Origin of the sequence: Campylobacter felis, assembly GCF_030250085.1 — a bacterium.
GTDB lineage: Bacteria > Campylobacterota > Campylobacteria > Campylobacterales > Campylobacteraceae > Campylobacter_D > Campylobacter_D upsaliensis.
In genome coordinates this window covers 1-14,919 of record NZ_JANURX010000010.1, presented here as the reverse complement: position 1 = coordinate 14,919, position 14,919 = coordinate 1, and the positions used below count along the sequence as shown (strand labels likewise).

The 14,919-nt window shown below is 34.5% G+C and carries 17 protein-coding genes and 1 pseudogene; 11 read left to right on the top strand and 7 right to left on the bottom strand.

Annotated features, from left to right (window positions below; translation table 11 throughout):
- The first annotated feature begins 1 nt into the window (after nt 1).
- From NYG92_RS06315 to NYG92_RS06285, 7 genes are read left to right on the top strand one after another with little or no spacing between them, the layout of a single operon-like run.
- Nucleotides 2–421 (top strand): PI-PLC domain-containing protein, encoded by a 420-nt coding sequence (locus tag NYG92_RS06315; protein WP_257416658.1) that lies wholly within the window; start codon nt 2–4, stop codon nt 419–421.
- Nucleotides 414–1,040, top strand: coding sequence for an HAD family hydrolase (locus tag NYG92_RS06310; protein WP_289233858.1), 627 nt, complete (start codon nt 414–416; stop codon nt 1,038–1,040). The genes NYG92_RS06315 and NYG92_RS06310 overlap by 8 nt, the downstream gene beginning before the upstream one ends.
- Complete coding sequence (locus NYG92_RS06305; protein ID WP_139454893.1) at nt 1,037–1,762, top strand: glycosyltransferase family 2 protein; 726 nt, start codon at nt 1,037–1,039, stop codon at nt 1,760–1,762. The genes NYG92_RS06310 and NYG92_RS06305 overlap by 4 nt, the downstream gene beginning before the upstream one ends.
- Entirely contained in the window at nt 1,755–2,087 is a 333-nt protein-coding gene (locus NYG92_RS06300) for a nuclear transport factor 2 family protein (RefSeq protein WP_139021255.1), read from the top strand. Before NYG92_RS06305 ends, NYG92_RS06300 begins: the two co-directional genes overlap by 8 nt.
- Nucleotides 2,084–3,430: a DUF8374 domain-containing protein gene (locus NYG92_RS06295; protein WP_289233857.1), complete on the top strand. Its 1,347-nt coding sequence runs from the start codon at nt 2,084–2,086 to the stop codon at nt 3,428–3,430. The genes NYG92_RS06300 and NYG92_RS06295 overlap by 4 nt, the downstream gene beginning before the upstream one ends.
- 48 nt (nt 3,431–3,478) lie before the next feature.
- Nucleotides 3,479–3,784: a cupin domain-containing protein gene (locus NYG92_RS06290; RefSeq protein ID WP_432264805.1), complete on the top strand. Its 306-nt coding sequence runs from the start codon at nt 3,479–3,481 to the stop codon at nt 3,782–3,784.
- Entirely contained in the window at nt 3,781–4,506 is a 726-nt protein-coding gene (locus NYG92_RS06285) for a glycosyltransferase family 2 protein (RefSeq protein WP_257405233.1), read from the top strand. Before NYG92_RS06290 ends, NYG92_RS06285 begins: the two co-directional genes overlap by 4 nt.
- Here the strand turns inward: NYG92_RS06285 and dcd are convergent, their stop codons facing one another.
- Nucleotides 4,507–5,067, bottom strand: coding sequence for a dCTP deaminase (gene dcd, locus NYG92_RS06280; protein ID WP_257405234.1), 561 nt, complete (start codon nt 5,065–5,067; stop codon nt 4,507–4,509).
- A 106-nt stretch (nt 5,068–5,173) separates the two neighbouring features.
- Here dcd and NYG92_RS06275 point away from each other — a divergent pair, with 106 nt between their 5' ends.
- Complete coding sequence (locus tag NYG92_RS06275; protein ID WP_289233855.1) at nt 5,174–5,935, top strand: basic amino acid ABC transporter substrate-binding protein; 762 nt, start codon at nt 5,174–5,176, stop codon at nt 5,933–5,935.
- Here the strand turns inward: NYG92_RS06275 and NYG92_RS06270 are convergent, their stop codons facing one another.
- Nucleotides 5,936–7,204, bottom strand: coding sequence for an aminotransferase class V-fold PLP-dependent enzyme (locus tag NYG92_RS06270; RefSeq protein WP_289233854.1), 1,269 nt, complete (start codon nt 7,202–7,204; stop codon nt 5,936–5,938). It lies immediately after the preceding gene.
- 112 nt (nt 7,205–7,316) lie between these two features.
- Between NYG92_RS06270 and NYG92_RS06265 the strand changes: the two are divergent.
- A pseudogene (locus NYG92_RS06265) lies at nt 7,317–8,110 on the top strand (DUF234 domain-containing protein).
- A 7-nt stretch (nt 8,111–8,117) separates the two neighbouring features.
- On the top strand, nt 8,118–9,152 hold the full coding sequence (locus NYG92_RS06255) for a fla regulon two-component system sensor histidine kinase FlgS (protein ID WP_214142083.1): 1,035 nt from the start codon (nt 8,118–8,120) through the stop codon (nt 9,150–9,152).
- On the opposite strand, the gene flgG is transcribed toward NYG92_RS06255, so the two are convergent.
- From flgG to NYG92_RS06230, 5 genes are all read right to left on the bottom strand, one after another.
- Nucleotides 9,123–9,914, bottom strand: coding sequence for a flagellar basal-body rod protein FlgG (gene flgG, locus NYG92_RS06250; protein WP_027304492.1), 792 nt, complete (start codon nt 9,912–9,914; stop codon nt 9,123–9,125). The two genes, NYG92_RS06255 and flgG, sit on opposite strands and share 30 nt — an antisense overlap.
- A 25-nt stretch (nt 9,915–9,939) precedes the next feature.
- On the bottom strand, nt 9,940–10,752 hold the full coding sequence (locus NYG92_RS06245; protein WP_270977943.1) for a flagellar hook-basal body protein: 813 nt from the start codon (nt 10,750–10,752) through the stop codon (nt 9,940–9,942).
- A gap of 66 nt (nt 10,753–10,818) precedes the next feature.
- Nucleotides 10,819–11,628 (bottom strand): metal ABC transporter permease, encoded by an 810-nt coding sequence (locus NYG92_RS06240; RefSeq protein ID WP_289233851.1) that lies wholly within the window; start codon nt 11,626–11,628, stop codon nt 10,819–10,821.
- A complete protein-coding gene (locus NYG92_RS06235) occupies nt 11,621–12,448 on the bottom strand; it encodes a metal ABC transporter ATP-binding protein (protein ID WP_027304495.1) in 828 nt (275 codons plus the stop codon). The genes NYG92_RS06240 and NYG92_RS06235 overlap by 8 nt, the downstream gene beginning before the upstream one ends.
- Nucleotides 12,448–13,296: a metal ABC transporter solute-binding protein, Zn/Mn family gene (locus tag NYG92_RS06230; protein ID WP_432264804.1), complete on the bottom strand. Its 849-nt coding sequence runs from the start codon at nt 13,294–13,296 to the stop codon at nt 12,448–12,450. The genes NYG92_RS06235 and NYG92_RS06230 overlap by 1 nt, the downstream gene beginning before the upstream one ends.
- A gap of 140 nt (nt 13,297–13,436) precedes the next feature.
- Between NYG92_RS06230 and NYG92_RS06225 the strand changes: the two genes are divergently transcribed.
- On the top strand, nt 13,437–14,919 hold a 1,483-nt coding region (locus NYG92_RS06225), incomplete at its 3' end, for a cache domain-containing protein (RefSeq protein WP_289233849.1).

The window sequence follows — 14,919 nt, the reverse complement described above, 5'->3', positions numbered from 1 at the left end:
ATTGGCTTTAAATATTAAGGCTGATGGGCTACAAAAACATCTTTTAGAATTCATTAAACGCTACGAAATCAAAAATTACTTCGTTTTTGATATGTCAGTCCCTGATGCCCTTTTGTATCTTAAAGATGGCTTTAAGGTCTTTACGAGGCAGAGTGAGTGTGAAAAAGAACCAAGCTTTTACGAGGAGGCTTGTGGAGTGTGGCTTGATGAGTTTCATACGCATTATATCGATGAAAAGCTTATTTTAGAACATTTGGAAAATGGCAAACAAATAGCGATCGTTTCACCAGATTTACATAAAAGATCCTATGAAAAAGAGTGGGAGGAGTATAAAAAAATTATAACTAAGCATAAGCTTTATGGAAAAATAATGCTTTGCACAGATAAGGTTTTAGAAGCGAAGGAGTTTTTTAATGATTAGGGCGATTATTTTTGATATGGACGGAGTTTTGATTGAGGCGAAGGATTGGCATTATGAGGCTTTAAATAGAGCCTTGAGGCTTTTTGGTTTGGAGATTAGTCGTTATGAGCACTTGAGTGTATTTGATGGCTTACCAACGAGGGATAAGCTCGAGATGTTGAGCGTAGAAAGAGGGCTGCCTAGGGCTTTGCATAGTTTTATTAATGAAATGAAGCAGCAATTTACTATGGAGCTTGTGCATTGTGCTTGTAAGCCGCGTTTTTGCCACGAATTTGCTCTGTCAAAACTCAAAAGCGAGGGATATAAAATAGCGGTGTGTTCGAATTCTATCCGTAAAAGTATAGAGGTGATGATGCAAAAAGCAGCACTTGATACTTATTTGGATTTTTATCTTTCTAATGAAGATGTGAGTAAGGGTAAGCCTGATCCTCAAATGTATAATAAAGCGATTGAAAAATTTGGCTTAAACCCTAAAGAATGCTTGATAATTGAGGATAATGAAAATGGTATTAAGGCAGCGAAGGCAAGTGGGGCAAATGTGATGGTAGTGAGTGAAGTAGATGAGGTCAATTATGACAATATCAAAGTGCAAATAGAAAAATTTAAGGGGGCTTTATGATAAATATAGTCGTGCCTATGGCGGGTTCATCGTTTTTCTTCGATGAGAAAAAGGACGGCTTTATTAAGCCTTTTGTGGAAATTTGTGGCAAAACAATGCTTGAGCTTTTTATAGAAAATTATGCTTTTGTGGAAGATAAGCGTTTTATTTTTATCTTAAAAGAAGAGGATGTAAGAAGCTTTCATTTAGATGAGGCAATTAGCGTTTTAACACATCATCAAGCGTCTATTTTAACGACAAAAAATGAAACGGCAGGTATGCTTTGCTCGGCTTTATTGGCTGTGGAATTGATAGAAAATGATGAGCCTTTATTGGTGGTTAATAGCGATCAAATTTTTGAATTTGATATAAATGCAACATTAAAAGAATTTAAAGACTATGATGCGGGGGTTTTAAGCTTTGAAAGTATTCATCCGCGTTTTGCCTATGTGAAATGTGATGAGAGGAATTTGGTGCTTGAAGCTTTTGAAAAGCGACCGATGAGTAAAAATGCTGTGGCGGGCTTTTATTATTTTAAAAAGGGGCGATTTTTTGTCGAGGCGGCGAAAAGGACGATAAGAAAGGATATGAGTTTAAATGGGAAATTTTTTATCGCTCCGCTTTTAAATGAGCTCATTTTGCAAAATAAAAAAATTTTAAATAATAAAATCGATAAAAATGCTTATCATACATTTTATTCTAAAGAAAAAATTAACGAATACGAAAGGATAAAAAATGCTTAAAAATTTGACAAAAGCTTACATTAAGGCTTTTAATGATAGGGATTTAAAAGGTGTTTGTGCTCTTTTAGATGAGGATTTTGTTTTAGAAGATCCTGCGGTTAAGAGGATAGAAGGGAAGCAAAAAGCCCTTGAGGCGGTTGAAAATATCTTTAATTCTTGCAAGAATTTGGAATTTAAGGCAAAAAATATTTATAAAGATGGGCAAACGACTTTGATAGAATTTATTTTAAATCTTGATGAGGTAAAGCTTGAGGGTGTGGATATTTTGGAGTGGCAAGGAGATAAGATTAAAGAGCTTCGTGCTTATTTGGATTTACCTAAATGAAGCCTTTTAAAATCGCTTTTTGTTTGAGTGGAGCTTTAAGATATGATTATTGTGAAGATTTAAGGCATATTGTTAAAAATGTCGCCACCCCTCTTAATGCGGACATTTTTCTTTTTTCTTGGGACGAGGCTTATTTGTGGGCTGGAGCTGGTGGGCTTGGTGTGGGTTTTTTGCGAAATTTTATCGATGAAAAGTTACTTCAAAATGCTCCAAATGAGCTTTTGATTGATAATTATCAATTTTCAAAACTCTTTCCTAATGTCTTTTCTTTAATCGAGCAAGAATACGCAGCTAAAATTCCAAAGAAAAATTTAGATACTATTAAAAATTTTACAAATTTTAAAGCTTTGGCTTTAGAAAATGTCGATTTTTTTATGCAAAATTATCCTAGAATTTTACCTATCCATAATAGTTCAAAAATGTTTTATGGTTGGAATAGAGTTTTAAATTTACTTTTTGAATACGAAAGAAAAATGAAAGAGCGTTATGATTTTATCATTATGCTTCGCCCAGATAAACGCTACACTTTAAATTTAAGCCTTGATGAGCTTAAAAATTTAAAGACTAAAGATCTTGTCATTGAGACTTCTAGTGATGAAAAACAACTTGGCGATGTTTATGCTTTTGGTAGGCGTTTTGCTATGGTGGAGTTTTTATCGACCTTTGCTAAGGCAAGTGGAGGTGTAAATGAAGAATTTTTTGAACATTTTCCTTGTGGGATTAATTGTGCGAGTTATGGTTGTTTAGATCACGCTATGTTAAGGCGTTATGTAGATTTTATAGGGCTTAATGTGATTAAGGGGCAAAATTATGTCAAATGGCAAAGTGCAAGTAAGGCGACACATTTTCCTAATGTTAGGGAAGCATTGAAGAAAGATTTGAAAAAATTATCACAAAATTATCCTAAAGAGAAATTAAAAGAATTTGAAAGCTTTTTTGAGGGATTAAATTCTCATCTAAAATCACTTAAAATTCATAGAAAATATTTTTATTACAATAAAACTTTAGCAGATGAGAGAATTAAGGCGACTTTAACTTACAGACTAGGCTTTGAGCTGGTGCAAACTTATAAAAATAGGAATTTGGTTGATTTTATAGCTTTACCTTATCGTTTATTAAAAATCAAAAAACTTCATAAAATTGAAAAAGAAAATTACCAAAAAGCGATAAAAATTAATCCAAAGCTTAGTTTGCCACCTTTAGAGCATTGTGCTGATTATGAAAAAGCTTTATATGTTAAAAATCATCTATCTTACAAAGTGGGAGAGAGTTTTTTAAAAGCTTGTAACACGGGGGGGGGGGGGGGTGGCTCCGCTTCTTTTTCAAGGAGCTGCCTAGGATAAAAAAAGAATTTAAAAGGAGAAAAAGTGCAAATTTTTAAATTAGAAAATATGATAAGGGGCTGGTTTGTAGGAAATTTTGAGCCTAGCGTTTTAAAAAGTAAAGATGTGGAAGTTGGCGTTAAAGAGTATCAAAAAGGCGATTATGAGCAAAAACATCATCATAAAATCGCCACAGAAATCACACTTATAGTAAGAGGTAGAGTAAAAATGAACGGCGTAGAGTATCAAAAAGGCGATATTATCGTTATAGAGCCTAATGAGGCGAGTGATTTTGAGGCGCTTGAAGATACGATTAGCGTTGTGGTAAAAATGCCTTGCGTTTTAGATGATAAGTATTTAGGAGAAGCAAAATGAATATAGTTATCCCAATGGCAGGGCTTGGAAGTCGCTTTGCAAAGGCAGGTTTTAAGAAGTCAAAACCTTTTATCGATGTGCTTGGAAAGCCTATGATAGTGCGTGTTTTAGAAAATTTAGCTTATGAAAATGCAAAATACATTTTAATTGCTAGAAAAGAGCAGTTGGAAAACGAAAAAGAAGCGATAGAGGAGATTAAAAAAGAATTTAATGTCGAATTGATTTGCATTGATTCTCTTAGTGAAGGCACTGCTTGCACGGTGCTTTATGCAAGAAAACTTATTGATAATGACACGCCCTTACTCATCGCAAATTCCGATCAAGTGGTCGATTTTACTTTGAAGGATTTCATTGAGGATTGTTTTAAGAGGAATTTAGATGGGTCTATTTTAAGCTTTATTGATGGAGAAAAAAATCCTAAATGGTCTTTTGCTAGACTTGAAAAGGATTTGGTTGTGGAGGTTAAGGAAAAAGAGGCGATTAGCGATATTGCGACTGTGGGAATTTATCTTTTTACTAGAGGGAGTGAATTTGTGGATAGTGCGATTGATATGATTTGCCGAAATGATAGGGTTAATAATGAATTTTACACCTGCCCTGTGTATAATTATGCTATAAAAAATGGCTTAAAGATAGGAATTTACAATATCGATTTCGCTCATATGCACGGACTTGGCACACCGGAGGATTTAGAGGCGTATTTAGGGTTTTTACGCTCTTAATCACTTCAAAATGCGAGGCAAAGTAATGCCTGTTTGTTTTTGATACTTGCCTTTTTTATCCTTATAGGTCGTATCACAAGGGCTATCCCCCTCTAAAAATAGCACCTGAGCTATGCCCTCATTAGCATAGATTTTGGCAGGTAGGGGGGTGGTGTTAGAAATTTCTATGGTGATATGTCCTTCAAAGCCTGGCTCAAATGGCGTTACATTGACTATAATCCCACATCTTGCATAAGTGCTTTTACCTAGACAAATGGCTAAAACATCATCGGGCATTTTAAAATACTCCACCGTCCTAGCCAGAGCAAAGGAATTTGCGGGCACTATACACACATCGCCCTCAAAATCGACTACATTAGCTTCAAGAAAGTTTTTAGGGTCGATGACAGTGGAATTAATGTTGGTAAAAATCTTAAATTCTCTCCCCACTCTTATATCATACCCATAGCTTGAAAGCCCGTAGCTTACGACACCCTTGCCTATGTTTGCTTCACAAAATGGCTCTATCATTTTACATTCTTGTGCCATTTTTCTTATCCAATTATCCGCTTTTAAACCCATTTTTTTCCTTTAAAATTTGCCAAAATTCTAGCAAAAAAGAGTTTAATTTTCCTACTATACACTTAAAAAGTTTATAATGACATTTTAAATTTTTTAAAGGATTGAAATGAGAAAGATTTTTTCTATTTTTTTACTAGCTTTAATAAGCTTTTTTATGGTGGCTTGTGGTGATTCTTCTAAGCCTAGCACGGATACAAATGCAAGTTTAAGTTTAAAGGTCGGCACTGCACCTAATTATAAGCCTTTTGATTATAAAGAAGATGCGAAATTAACGGGCTTAGATATTGATTTAGTTAATGAAATCGCTAAAAGAGAAGGCATAGAGCTTACTTGGGTGGAGATGAGCTTTGATGGGCTTATTCCTGCTTTAAAAACAGGTAAGATTGATATGATAGCCTCTGCGATGAGTGCGACAGAGGACAGAAGAAAGAGTGTGGATTTTAGTGATGTGTATTACACAACTAAGAATCTTTACATTAAGAAAAAAGATAATGAGGCTTTGAATTCTAAAGAGGATTTAGAAGGTAAGATTATAGGCGTTCAGCTCGGCACTTTGCAAGAGCCAGCTGCTAAGGCGATTAAAGATACTAAAGTGCAAAGTAATGAAAGCTTGAGCGTGGTGATTATGGAGCTTAAAGAGGGCAAAATTGATGCGGTAGTTGCCGATAAAGATGTTTCAATGGGCTATTTGAAAGAAAATGCTGATCTGATAGGCTTTTTTGAAGAAGAAGACGGAAGTGAGGGCTTTAGTTTCGCTTTTGATAAAGATAAGCAAAAAGTGGCGATTGAGAAATTTAATAAAGGATTAAAAGAATTAAAAGAGGACGGCACTTATGATAAAATTTTAGCTAAATACGAACTTAAATAATTAAAAACTAAGCCTTGCGATACTTTCTTGCAGGGCTTTAAAAAATCTATCAATATCTTCTTTTTCGTGTGTGTAGTGAAAACTCACTCTAACCCAGCCCGGTCTAAATTTTAATGTTTCATTATCTTTTAAACCAAGCAAATCGTGTCCATAAGGACCAGCACAAGCACAGCCAGCTCTTGTTTCTATGTGAAATTTCTTACTTAAATCATAAGCTAAATCAAAGGGAGAAAGTTTTTTGATATTAAAAGAAAAAATGGCTAGTCTTTTTGTCAAATTTTTAGCATAAAGTTCTAAATTTGGCACTTCTTGACATTTTTGAAAAAAATAATTTTTTAAAAGCTCTTCTTTTTTTTCTATATAATCAAGTCCTATTTTATCTCTTATTTCAAAGGCTAAAGAAGCGCGTATGAGCTGCAAAATTCCGGGCGTTCCTCCTTCTTCTAAATTTTCTTCATTACAAAGATAATTTTGCGAAGTGCGTGAGACATAATCCACCGTTCCTCCAGCAGCAAAACTTGGCGTTGTTCCACATAAAGTCTTTTTGATAGCTAAAAGCCCACACGAACCTACCCCACCTATGAGTTTATGTGCGCTGATGAAAAGAGCATCGTAGAATTTGCAAGGGATATTTTTATAGGGGATAAAGCTAGAGGCATCAAAGGCGACTAAACCTCCATATTGCCTTACTAGGGTCGAAATTTTTTCATAATCACTTAAAATCCCTGTTACATTAGAGGCTAGAGAAAAGCTAGCGATGACTTGCCTTTTTTGATTGAGATTTAAAATTTGCTTTAAAAATGCAAAATCAATCTCCCCTTGCTTATCTAGTGGCACTCTTACACACTCACAAAGGGCTTCTCTAAAGGAAAGCTCATTAGAATGATGTTCATAAGGTCCTACAAGCACGAGTGGGAGGGATTTGGGATCTATTTGACTAAGATATTTTTGCTTTAAAACAGGAGGTGCATAAAGTCCTAAAAGCTCTTGAAATTTCTTAATTGCTCCACTACTACCTGTTCCACAAGCGATTAGGGCGAAATCTTCGTTTAAATTTAAGCTTTTTTTAATTTTAATCCTTGCTTCTTCGTAGAGTTTTTGCATTTTAAAGGCATTAAGTGAGCTTTCTGAGTGAGTGTTTGCATAAAAGGGCAAAATCGATTTGATGCGTTTTTCTACACTTTTAAGAGCTAAAGCACTTGCCGCAAAGTCCAAATAAAGCGTATTTTTACGCAAAATGATGTCTTTTTTTAAATCCTTTATTTGCAAACATTATCCTTAATGAAATTTTGTTAAAATTATACAAAAATTATTCTAATAAAGGAAAAGCATTAAATTTCATAGTTTTGCGTGTTTGCATCCTGAGCTTGATTTACATCAAATGGTTGATTTTTATAGCGTGTTTGATGGGCTTTGGGTGGAGTATTTTTCTAATGATATTTTTGATAGTATTAAGGCGTTGATTTTACCAAATTATAAGCTTTTAGATGAAAAATTTTTGATTAATGAGACAGAAGAAAAGGCTTTGATTTTATTTGCTAAAAATAATCGCAAACGCTATTCTATTAACCGAGAAATTCAGCACTTTAAGGCGTTAAACACTTTTAATAAGCTTTTGAAATCTGGCATTTTACGCATAGAAAAAAGCAAGGAAAATAAAATAGAAAAATCCAAGCACCACAAGCTAAAAAAAGAGTTAAGAGACTATGTCATTCAAGATAAAATTCTTTTTAAAGATCATTATACGCGTTTTCATTTTTATTTTTTAAAGCCTAATGAAAATTTGATTTTGGTGGGGAAATTTGATGAGCTTTTGGAAAAGATAAGGGAGAAATTTGAGTTTTATCAAAGCTTTTGTTTTGAGCAATTAGCAAGGGAATTTGTGGAAAAGTATTTTAATCTTTACTGCGTTCAAAGCTATTGGGATAGAGGAATTTGGAGCTTGATTTATATTATAAAGATGAAGCAATTTCTCTCATAGGCGAGGTCAAATTTAAAAATAAAAAAATTTGCAAAAATGTCTTAAATGATCTTTATAAAAAAGCACAAGAGCTCAATTTAAAGCCTAATTATTATATAATCTTTTCTAAAAATGGCTTTTCTAAGGAGCTTGAAAGCTTACAAAATGAGCATTTGCTTTTGTTTGATTTAAGTCATTTTAAAGCTTTGATGTGAGGATAAAATGGATAAAAATATTTTGCAAAGTTTAGACTCTAATGAAAAAGAAACATTGCAAAAAGGGCTTCAAAGCCTCATTGAGCAAACTTATGTGATAGAAAATGAGTATAAAATACTTAATGAAAATTACAACGCCCTAAGGGCTATGATGAGTGAAGTTATCGAGGTTTTGCCTACGGCACTTTGGATTATGGATAGAGATAAAAAGATCATTTTGCAAAATAGAGCCGCCGCGCAAAATGCAAATTTATTGGAGCAAATTGATCTTAAAAGCACCCATTATGAGCTTGAATTTGAGAACAAATTTTATACGATAAAAATCATAGCTCAAAATGAAAAAACCATCATTTCAGCCACAGACATTAGTGATGAAAAAAGAAATGAACGCCTTGCTAGTATGGGAAGTGTGGCAGCACATTTAGCTCACGAGATAAGAAATCCCATAGGCTCTATATCTTTACTTGCCTCCACGCTTTTTTCTAGAGTCGAGCTTAAAAATAAAAATATCGTGCTTGAAATTCAAAAAGCTATCGCTAGGGTTGAAAGAATTGTAAATTCTACGCTACTTTTTACTAAGGGTGTGCATATTAATAAGAGCTTTTTTAATCTTTTAGAATTAAAAGAAGAGTGCGAACAAGCCATTGTATCTTATAATTTTTCTAGTGATATTAGCTTTGAAATGGAATTTTTTGATTTGGAAATTTATGCGGATAAGGCTTTGCTAGGCTTAGTTTTGCAAAATCTTATTTATAATGCTATTGATGCGATTGAGGAAGAGGAGAGCGAAGAGCCTAAAATTTGCATTAAAGCTTATGTAAAAGGGACGAATTTGCATGTAGAAATTTTAGATAATGGTTGTGAAATTAAGGACGAAAAGCTTGTTTTTGAAGCCTTTAAAACGACTAAACTTAAGGGAAATGGGCTTGGACTTTCTTTGTCGAAAGAAATCATCAATGCCCATAAAGGAGAGCTTGGCTTTAAGATAAAGCCTAAGCTATTTTATTTTACCTTACCTTTTGAGTTGATTGACAATACTTAGCATTTCATCACTTGTGGTAATCGCCTTTGAACCTGCTTCATAAGCTCTTTGTCCTGTGATGAGGTCGGTCATTTCTTCGACAAGTTGGACATTGCTAAGTTCCACAAAGCCGTGTCTTATGTTTCCTAAGCCGTCCTGTCCTGCTATACCTGCTACTGGTGCGCCACTAGCTCCGGTTTCAAGGTAGAGATTATCCCCCATAGAGTGAAGTCCTGCTGGGTTGATAAACTGCACTAGTTCAATTTGCCCGATTTGCGTTTCTTCTTGCTCCCCTGCTAGCATCACAGAGACGGTGCCGTCTTTTGCTATGCTGATGTTTGTCGCACCCTCTGGCACGGTCATTTCTGGGATTAATCTATATCCGTCTGCATTGACGACATTTCCTTCATTATCCCTTGTAAATTGTCCATTTCTTGTATAAGCTGTCGTTCCGTCAGGAAGTTGAATTTGAAAAAAGCCATTACCCTCGATCGCCATATCAAAGCTATCTGTGCTAGTAGATTTATAGCTACCCGGTGTAAAGACCTTTGTAACAGCCGTAGGACGCACCCCTAAGCCTACTTCTATGCCTGATGGAGAAAGCGTAGTGGCAGAGGTGGAAGTGCCTGCATATTTCATCGTTTGATACATCAAGTCCGCAAATTCGGCTCTTGATTTTTTAAAGCCTACGGTATTGACATTTGAGATATTGTTTGAAGTTACATCAATTTGTGTTTGTTGGGCGACCATACCTGTGGCTGCCGTGTGAAGTGAACGCATCATTTTTTATCCTTTTTTATTTATTTTATCACTTAACGCTTGCGAGTTTATTAATCGCATCTTGATTTAAATCATCCATATGAGCTGTCATCACTTTTTGATACATCTCAACCATTCTATTTGCCTCGATAAGTCCGACCATTTCGCTAACGGGATTGACATTTGAGCCTTGAGAAAAGCCTTGTTTAACCGAATTTGAAATTTCTAAATCTCTAATGCGCGTTAAATCATCGATTTTATAGGTATTATCCCCGTCTTTATCTAAAGCTCTTATATCATCAACTTGAGCGATGAAAAGCCTAGCATTATCCTCTCCATCGACACTAATATTGCCATTTTTATCTGCATTAATATGCACCGCACCGTTTCCTATAATGATGCCAGCACCTTCTGGATTATTAAAATAATTACTGCTTAAGACCTTATAGCCTTGCTTATTAACCAAATAGCCCTCATCATCAAGTTGAAAATTTCCGTCTTTTGTGAGTCTTAGCTCCCCATTTTTAGTTTGCACGAGGTAAAAGGTATCCTCTCTTGTCATTGCAAAGTCTAAAGGGTTGTTTGTCGCCTTTAAAGAACCTGTGCTAAAGTCTGTGTAATCTTGCGAAATTTGAGGCACTCTATCTATTGTCGTATTGACAAAACGCGCCGCGTCTTTTGTGTGATTTTCTATAGGCAACTCATCCTGAGTTTCTTTAAAAATCCTTTTAAAATCCGCAATAACAACATCATCTCTTTTATAACCACTTGTGTTAATGTTTGCTAGGTTGTTTGTGATAACTTCAAGTTTGTTAAACTGCGTTACCATACCACCTGTGGCTTGATAATATCCATTTTGCATATTTTCACCTATATTTTAAGATTTACAGCTATTCTAGCAAAATGTGTTCCACTTTTTAAAAAGGCTTTATTTTGGGCGTTTAATCAGCCTAAAAGCAAAATGAAGCATAAAAAAAAGACAAGAAATTCCTATAATGCAAGCTCCACTTGAAAGATTAAACGCTGCACTTACAAATAAGCCAAACACACAAAAAATGCCGCTAATGCAAGAAGAAATGAGCATCATAACTCCCAGTCTTTTGGCAAAAGATTCTGCGATAAAACTAGGGATACTTAGCATAGCCATAACTAAAATAAGCCCAACCAAGCGTATAGAAATGACGATGCAAAAAGCTAGCATTGCGATTAAAAGATAATGAAAAAAGCTCGTGTGAATTCCCTTAACTTTTGCAAATTCTTTGTCAAAACTTAGAATTTCAAATTGTCTATAAAATAAAAATAAAAGCAAGATAAAAGCACCATCGACAAAAGCCATAAGCCATAAATCATCGCTTGAAACGGCTAAAATAGAACCAAATAAATAAGCCATTAAATCGCTATTTTGCCCTGGACTTAAATCAATGAGTATAACCCCCACAGCCATACCAAAAGCCCAGATTACCGCAATAAAACTATCGCTTCTATGAGAATAATGTTTGCTTAAAAAGGCGACTAAAAAAGCTAAAAAAAGTGTAAAAATACTCGTGCTAAGTAAAATGGGCAAAGAGAAATAAATCGCCAAGCCTATGCCTCCAAAAGCACCGTGCGTAATGCCTCCAGCCATAGAAAAGAGGCGATTTATCATCACTAAAATCCCCATAGCTCCACAGGCAATACTTACTAAAAGGGCGGCTAAAAGGGCGTTTTGAAAAAAGGTGTAGTTTAAAAACTCAAGCATTATTTTGTCTAAGATTTGTGATGTTTTGTGTTATATTTTTACTATAATTTAAAATTTTACTTTCGCAATTTTGCTTTTCTTCGCACTGCAAACAATGCTCCAAGCTCATCTCCACATCACAAAAATGTGTATGATTTTCATACAAATGCTTTAAAAAAACACTTTTTTGTCTTTCTTTTTTGTCATTTTGATGTAAAAAAAGCTCTTTATTTAAATGTGCGATTTTATCACTATAAGCAAGGACTAAATTAATATCGTGGCACACGGTTATAACGCCTATTCCTTCATTATGCAAGGCACTTAGCATTTCAAAAATTTGCACCGCACTTTTACTATCAACACTTGCCGTTGGCTCATCTAGGATAAGTAGTTTGCACCTATCGATTAAAGCTCTAGCAATGAGAACTTTTTGCCTTTGTCCCCCGCTTAATTCATTAAAGCTTTTATCCCAAAATTCCTCCATACCTATATTTTTAAGGCTTTTTAAGGCTTTTTTTTGATCTTCTTTTGTGTAAAAGCCAAAAATTTTTTGTCCTACAAGTCCCATTAAAACGATCTCAAGCACACGCGCATTGAAATTTGTGTTAATAAGGCTTTGTTGTGGGACATAGGCAATTTCATTTTTTTGGATATTAAAAAATTCAATTTGTTTTTTAGAGTTTAAAAGTCCCAAAATGAGCTTTAAAAGCGTTGATTTCCCAGCTCCATTTGCACCGATGATGGAGAGAAATTCGCGGCTATCATAGCTAAGATTGATATTTTTTAAAATTTCTTCTTTGTCGTAGCTATAATTTAAATTGTTAATTTTAAAATAAAGCACTAAAAAGCCTTTTTTAACGCCTTAGTCGTTTCTAAAAGCTCTTTGTCCCACTCCTTTGAGAGATGATTAATCATTGCAATTCTTGCATTGCACTCTTTTGCTAAAACCCTTGCAGCATTTTCAGGAAAGCCCGGCTGCACGAAAATGACTTTGATATTTTCTTCTCTTGCTTTTTTTATAATGCGTTTTAAATCGCTGATTTTAGGCTCTTTTCCTGCTATTTCTACCGGAATTTGCTCCAAATGATAGCGTTTTGCAAAATATGCCCAAGAAGGGTGATAAACGATAAATTTGCGATTTTTCACTCCTTTTAATTCCTCATCGATTTGCGAATTTAGACTTTCTAGTTCTTTATGAAAATTTTGCAAATTGTTTTCATACATTTTAGCATTTTGTGGGTATTTTTCTTTGAGGGCTGTGGCTATGTTTGTCGCTAGGATTTTGACTAAAATGGGATCAAGCCAAGTGTGTATATCCTTAGCGTGGTCGTGGTCGTGGTCGTGGTCGTGATGCTCGTGTTCTTCTTCAAATTCTAAAAAGTGAATATTTTTTTGAGTATTTACAATGCTTAAGTTTGGAAAATTACGCTTAAATTTATCTAAAAAAACTTTTTCAAATTCCAAACCCATCGTAAAATAAAGATCACTTTTTTCAAGTTTGCTAAGATGAGATGCTTTAAATTCAAAGGTATGCTCATCACTATTTTGCGGTAAGAGCGTGTTAATTTCTACGCTATCTCCTGCGATTTTTTTTACAAAAAACTCCTGTGGAGCTATGCTAACACTCACTATGGGCTTTGCCATCAAAAAACTGAAACCAAAAAATAAAAAGAGAAGAATTTTTTTCATCATTTCCTACCTAAATTTTAAATGCAAAATTATACAAAAATAATCTTAAAAATGCACTAATTTACAAAAAAAACAAATTAATTTTTAAGAATTCTTGTATTAAAATTGCCACTTTGCAAGAATTCCTAAAGGAGAAAGTTATGACAAAAACACTTGGAGGCAAGATTTTAGCCTGTGTTGTGGCGATTTTTGTTGTAGTGATTGGTGTGATTGTAACTTACAACTATATTTCTAGTTCAAGTCAAATTTCCACACTTTTTAGAAGCATTCAAAAGGGTATTTTAGACGCTTCTTATACTACGATAGATATTACGATGAATGTTGAGGCAAAGCAGCATTTAAATGCTGTAGCGGAGCAAATTGTCGCACTGGATAAAAATGATGTTATCGCTCAAAGACGCGTTTTGATGACGGCGGAGGAGCTTATTAAATATCCTTCTATGTATATTGTTTATGAAAATGACGGAAAGGTGATTTTACAGGATTACCATCCTGAAGTGGGTATTGAGAATTTATCTTCAAATTTTGATAATGTCGGTTTAGACTTAAGAGATAGATTTTGGTACAAAGAAACTAAGGAGAAAAGGCAAGGCATTATCTCTTCTACCTATGTTTCAAGTGCGGGTAATTATAAGGGTCAAAGACTTGCAACAGCAACTTATCCTTTAATTAAAAATGGCGAATTTATCGGTGTTATTGGTATGGATTTATTTGTCGGTGATTTTCAAAAAAGATTTGAAAATTTTGAAAGAGAGGAATTACCTGGACTTGATGTTTATATTACCGATGCAGATGGGAAAATTTTCTCCCATAAAGATCAAAAAATTATTGAAAGCACCACTCGAACCGAAGCAGAAATAGCCTTGCAAACAGCTTTAAAAAATGCACTTGAGGGCGAATTTGTCTATATACACGATGGCAAAGAAAGAATAGGCTTTTATAAGCAATTTCCTTTTGGCTGGACCATAGTTTCTGCGACAACGCAAAGCGATTATACTGAGGCGATTAATAAGCAATTTTTCATCAGCACGGCAATAGCTTTAGTCTTGCTTGTTGTTGGTGCGATGTTTTTAGTGGTGTTTGTGAAAAAGCTTGTCGCTCCACTCAACTCCATCCAATCCGGTCTTAACTCCTTCTTCGATTTCATCAATCATAAAACTCAAAACATCTCTACTATCAATGTAAATACAAGTGATGAGTTTGGTCAAATGGCAAAAGCCATTAATGAAAATATCCTAGCAACTAAAGAAGGCTTAGACCAAGATAAACAAGCTGTAAAAGAAAGTGTTACCACAGTAGGCATAGTTGAAAACGGAGATTTAACAGCAAGAATCACAGCTAATCCTAGAAACCCACAACTTATAGAACTCAAAAATGTTTTAAATGATCTTCTTGATGTTTTACAAACTAGAGTGGGTAAAGATATGAATAAAATCCGTTCTATCTTTGAAGAATTTAAAAGCCTAGACTTTAGAAATAGAATTGAAGATGCAACAGGTAGTGTAGAAGTAACCACTAATGCCTTAGGCGAAGAAATCATCAAAATGCTTAAACAAAGCTCAGACTTTGCAAATTCTTTAGCTAATGAAAGCTCCAAACTTCAAAACGCTGTGCAAAACTTAA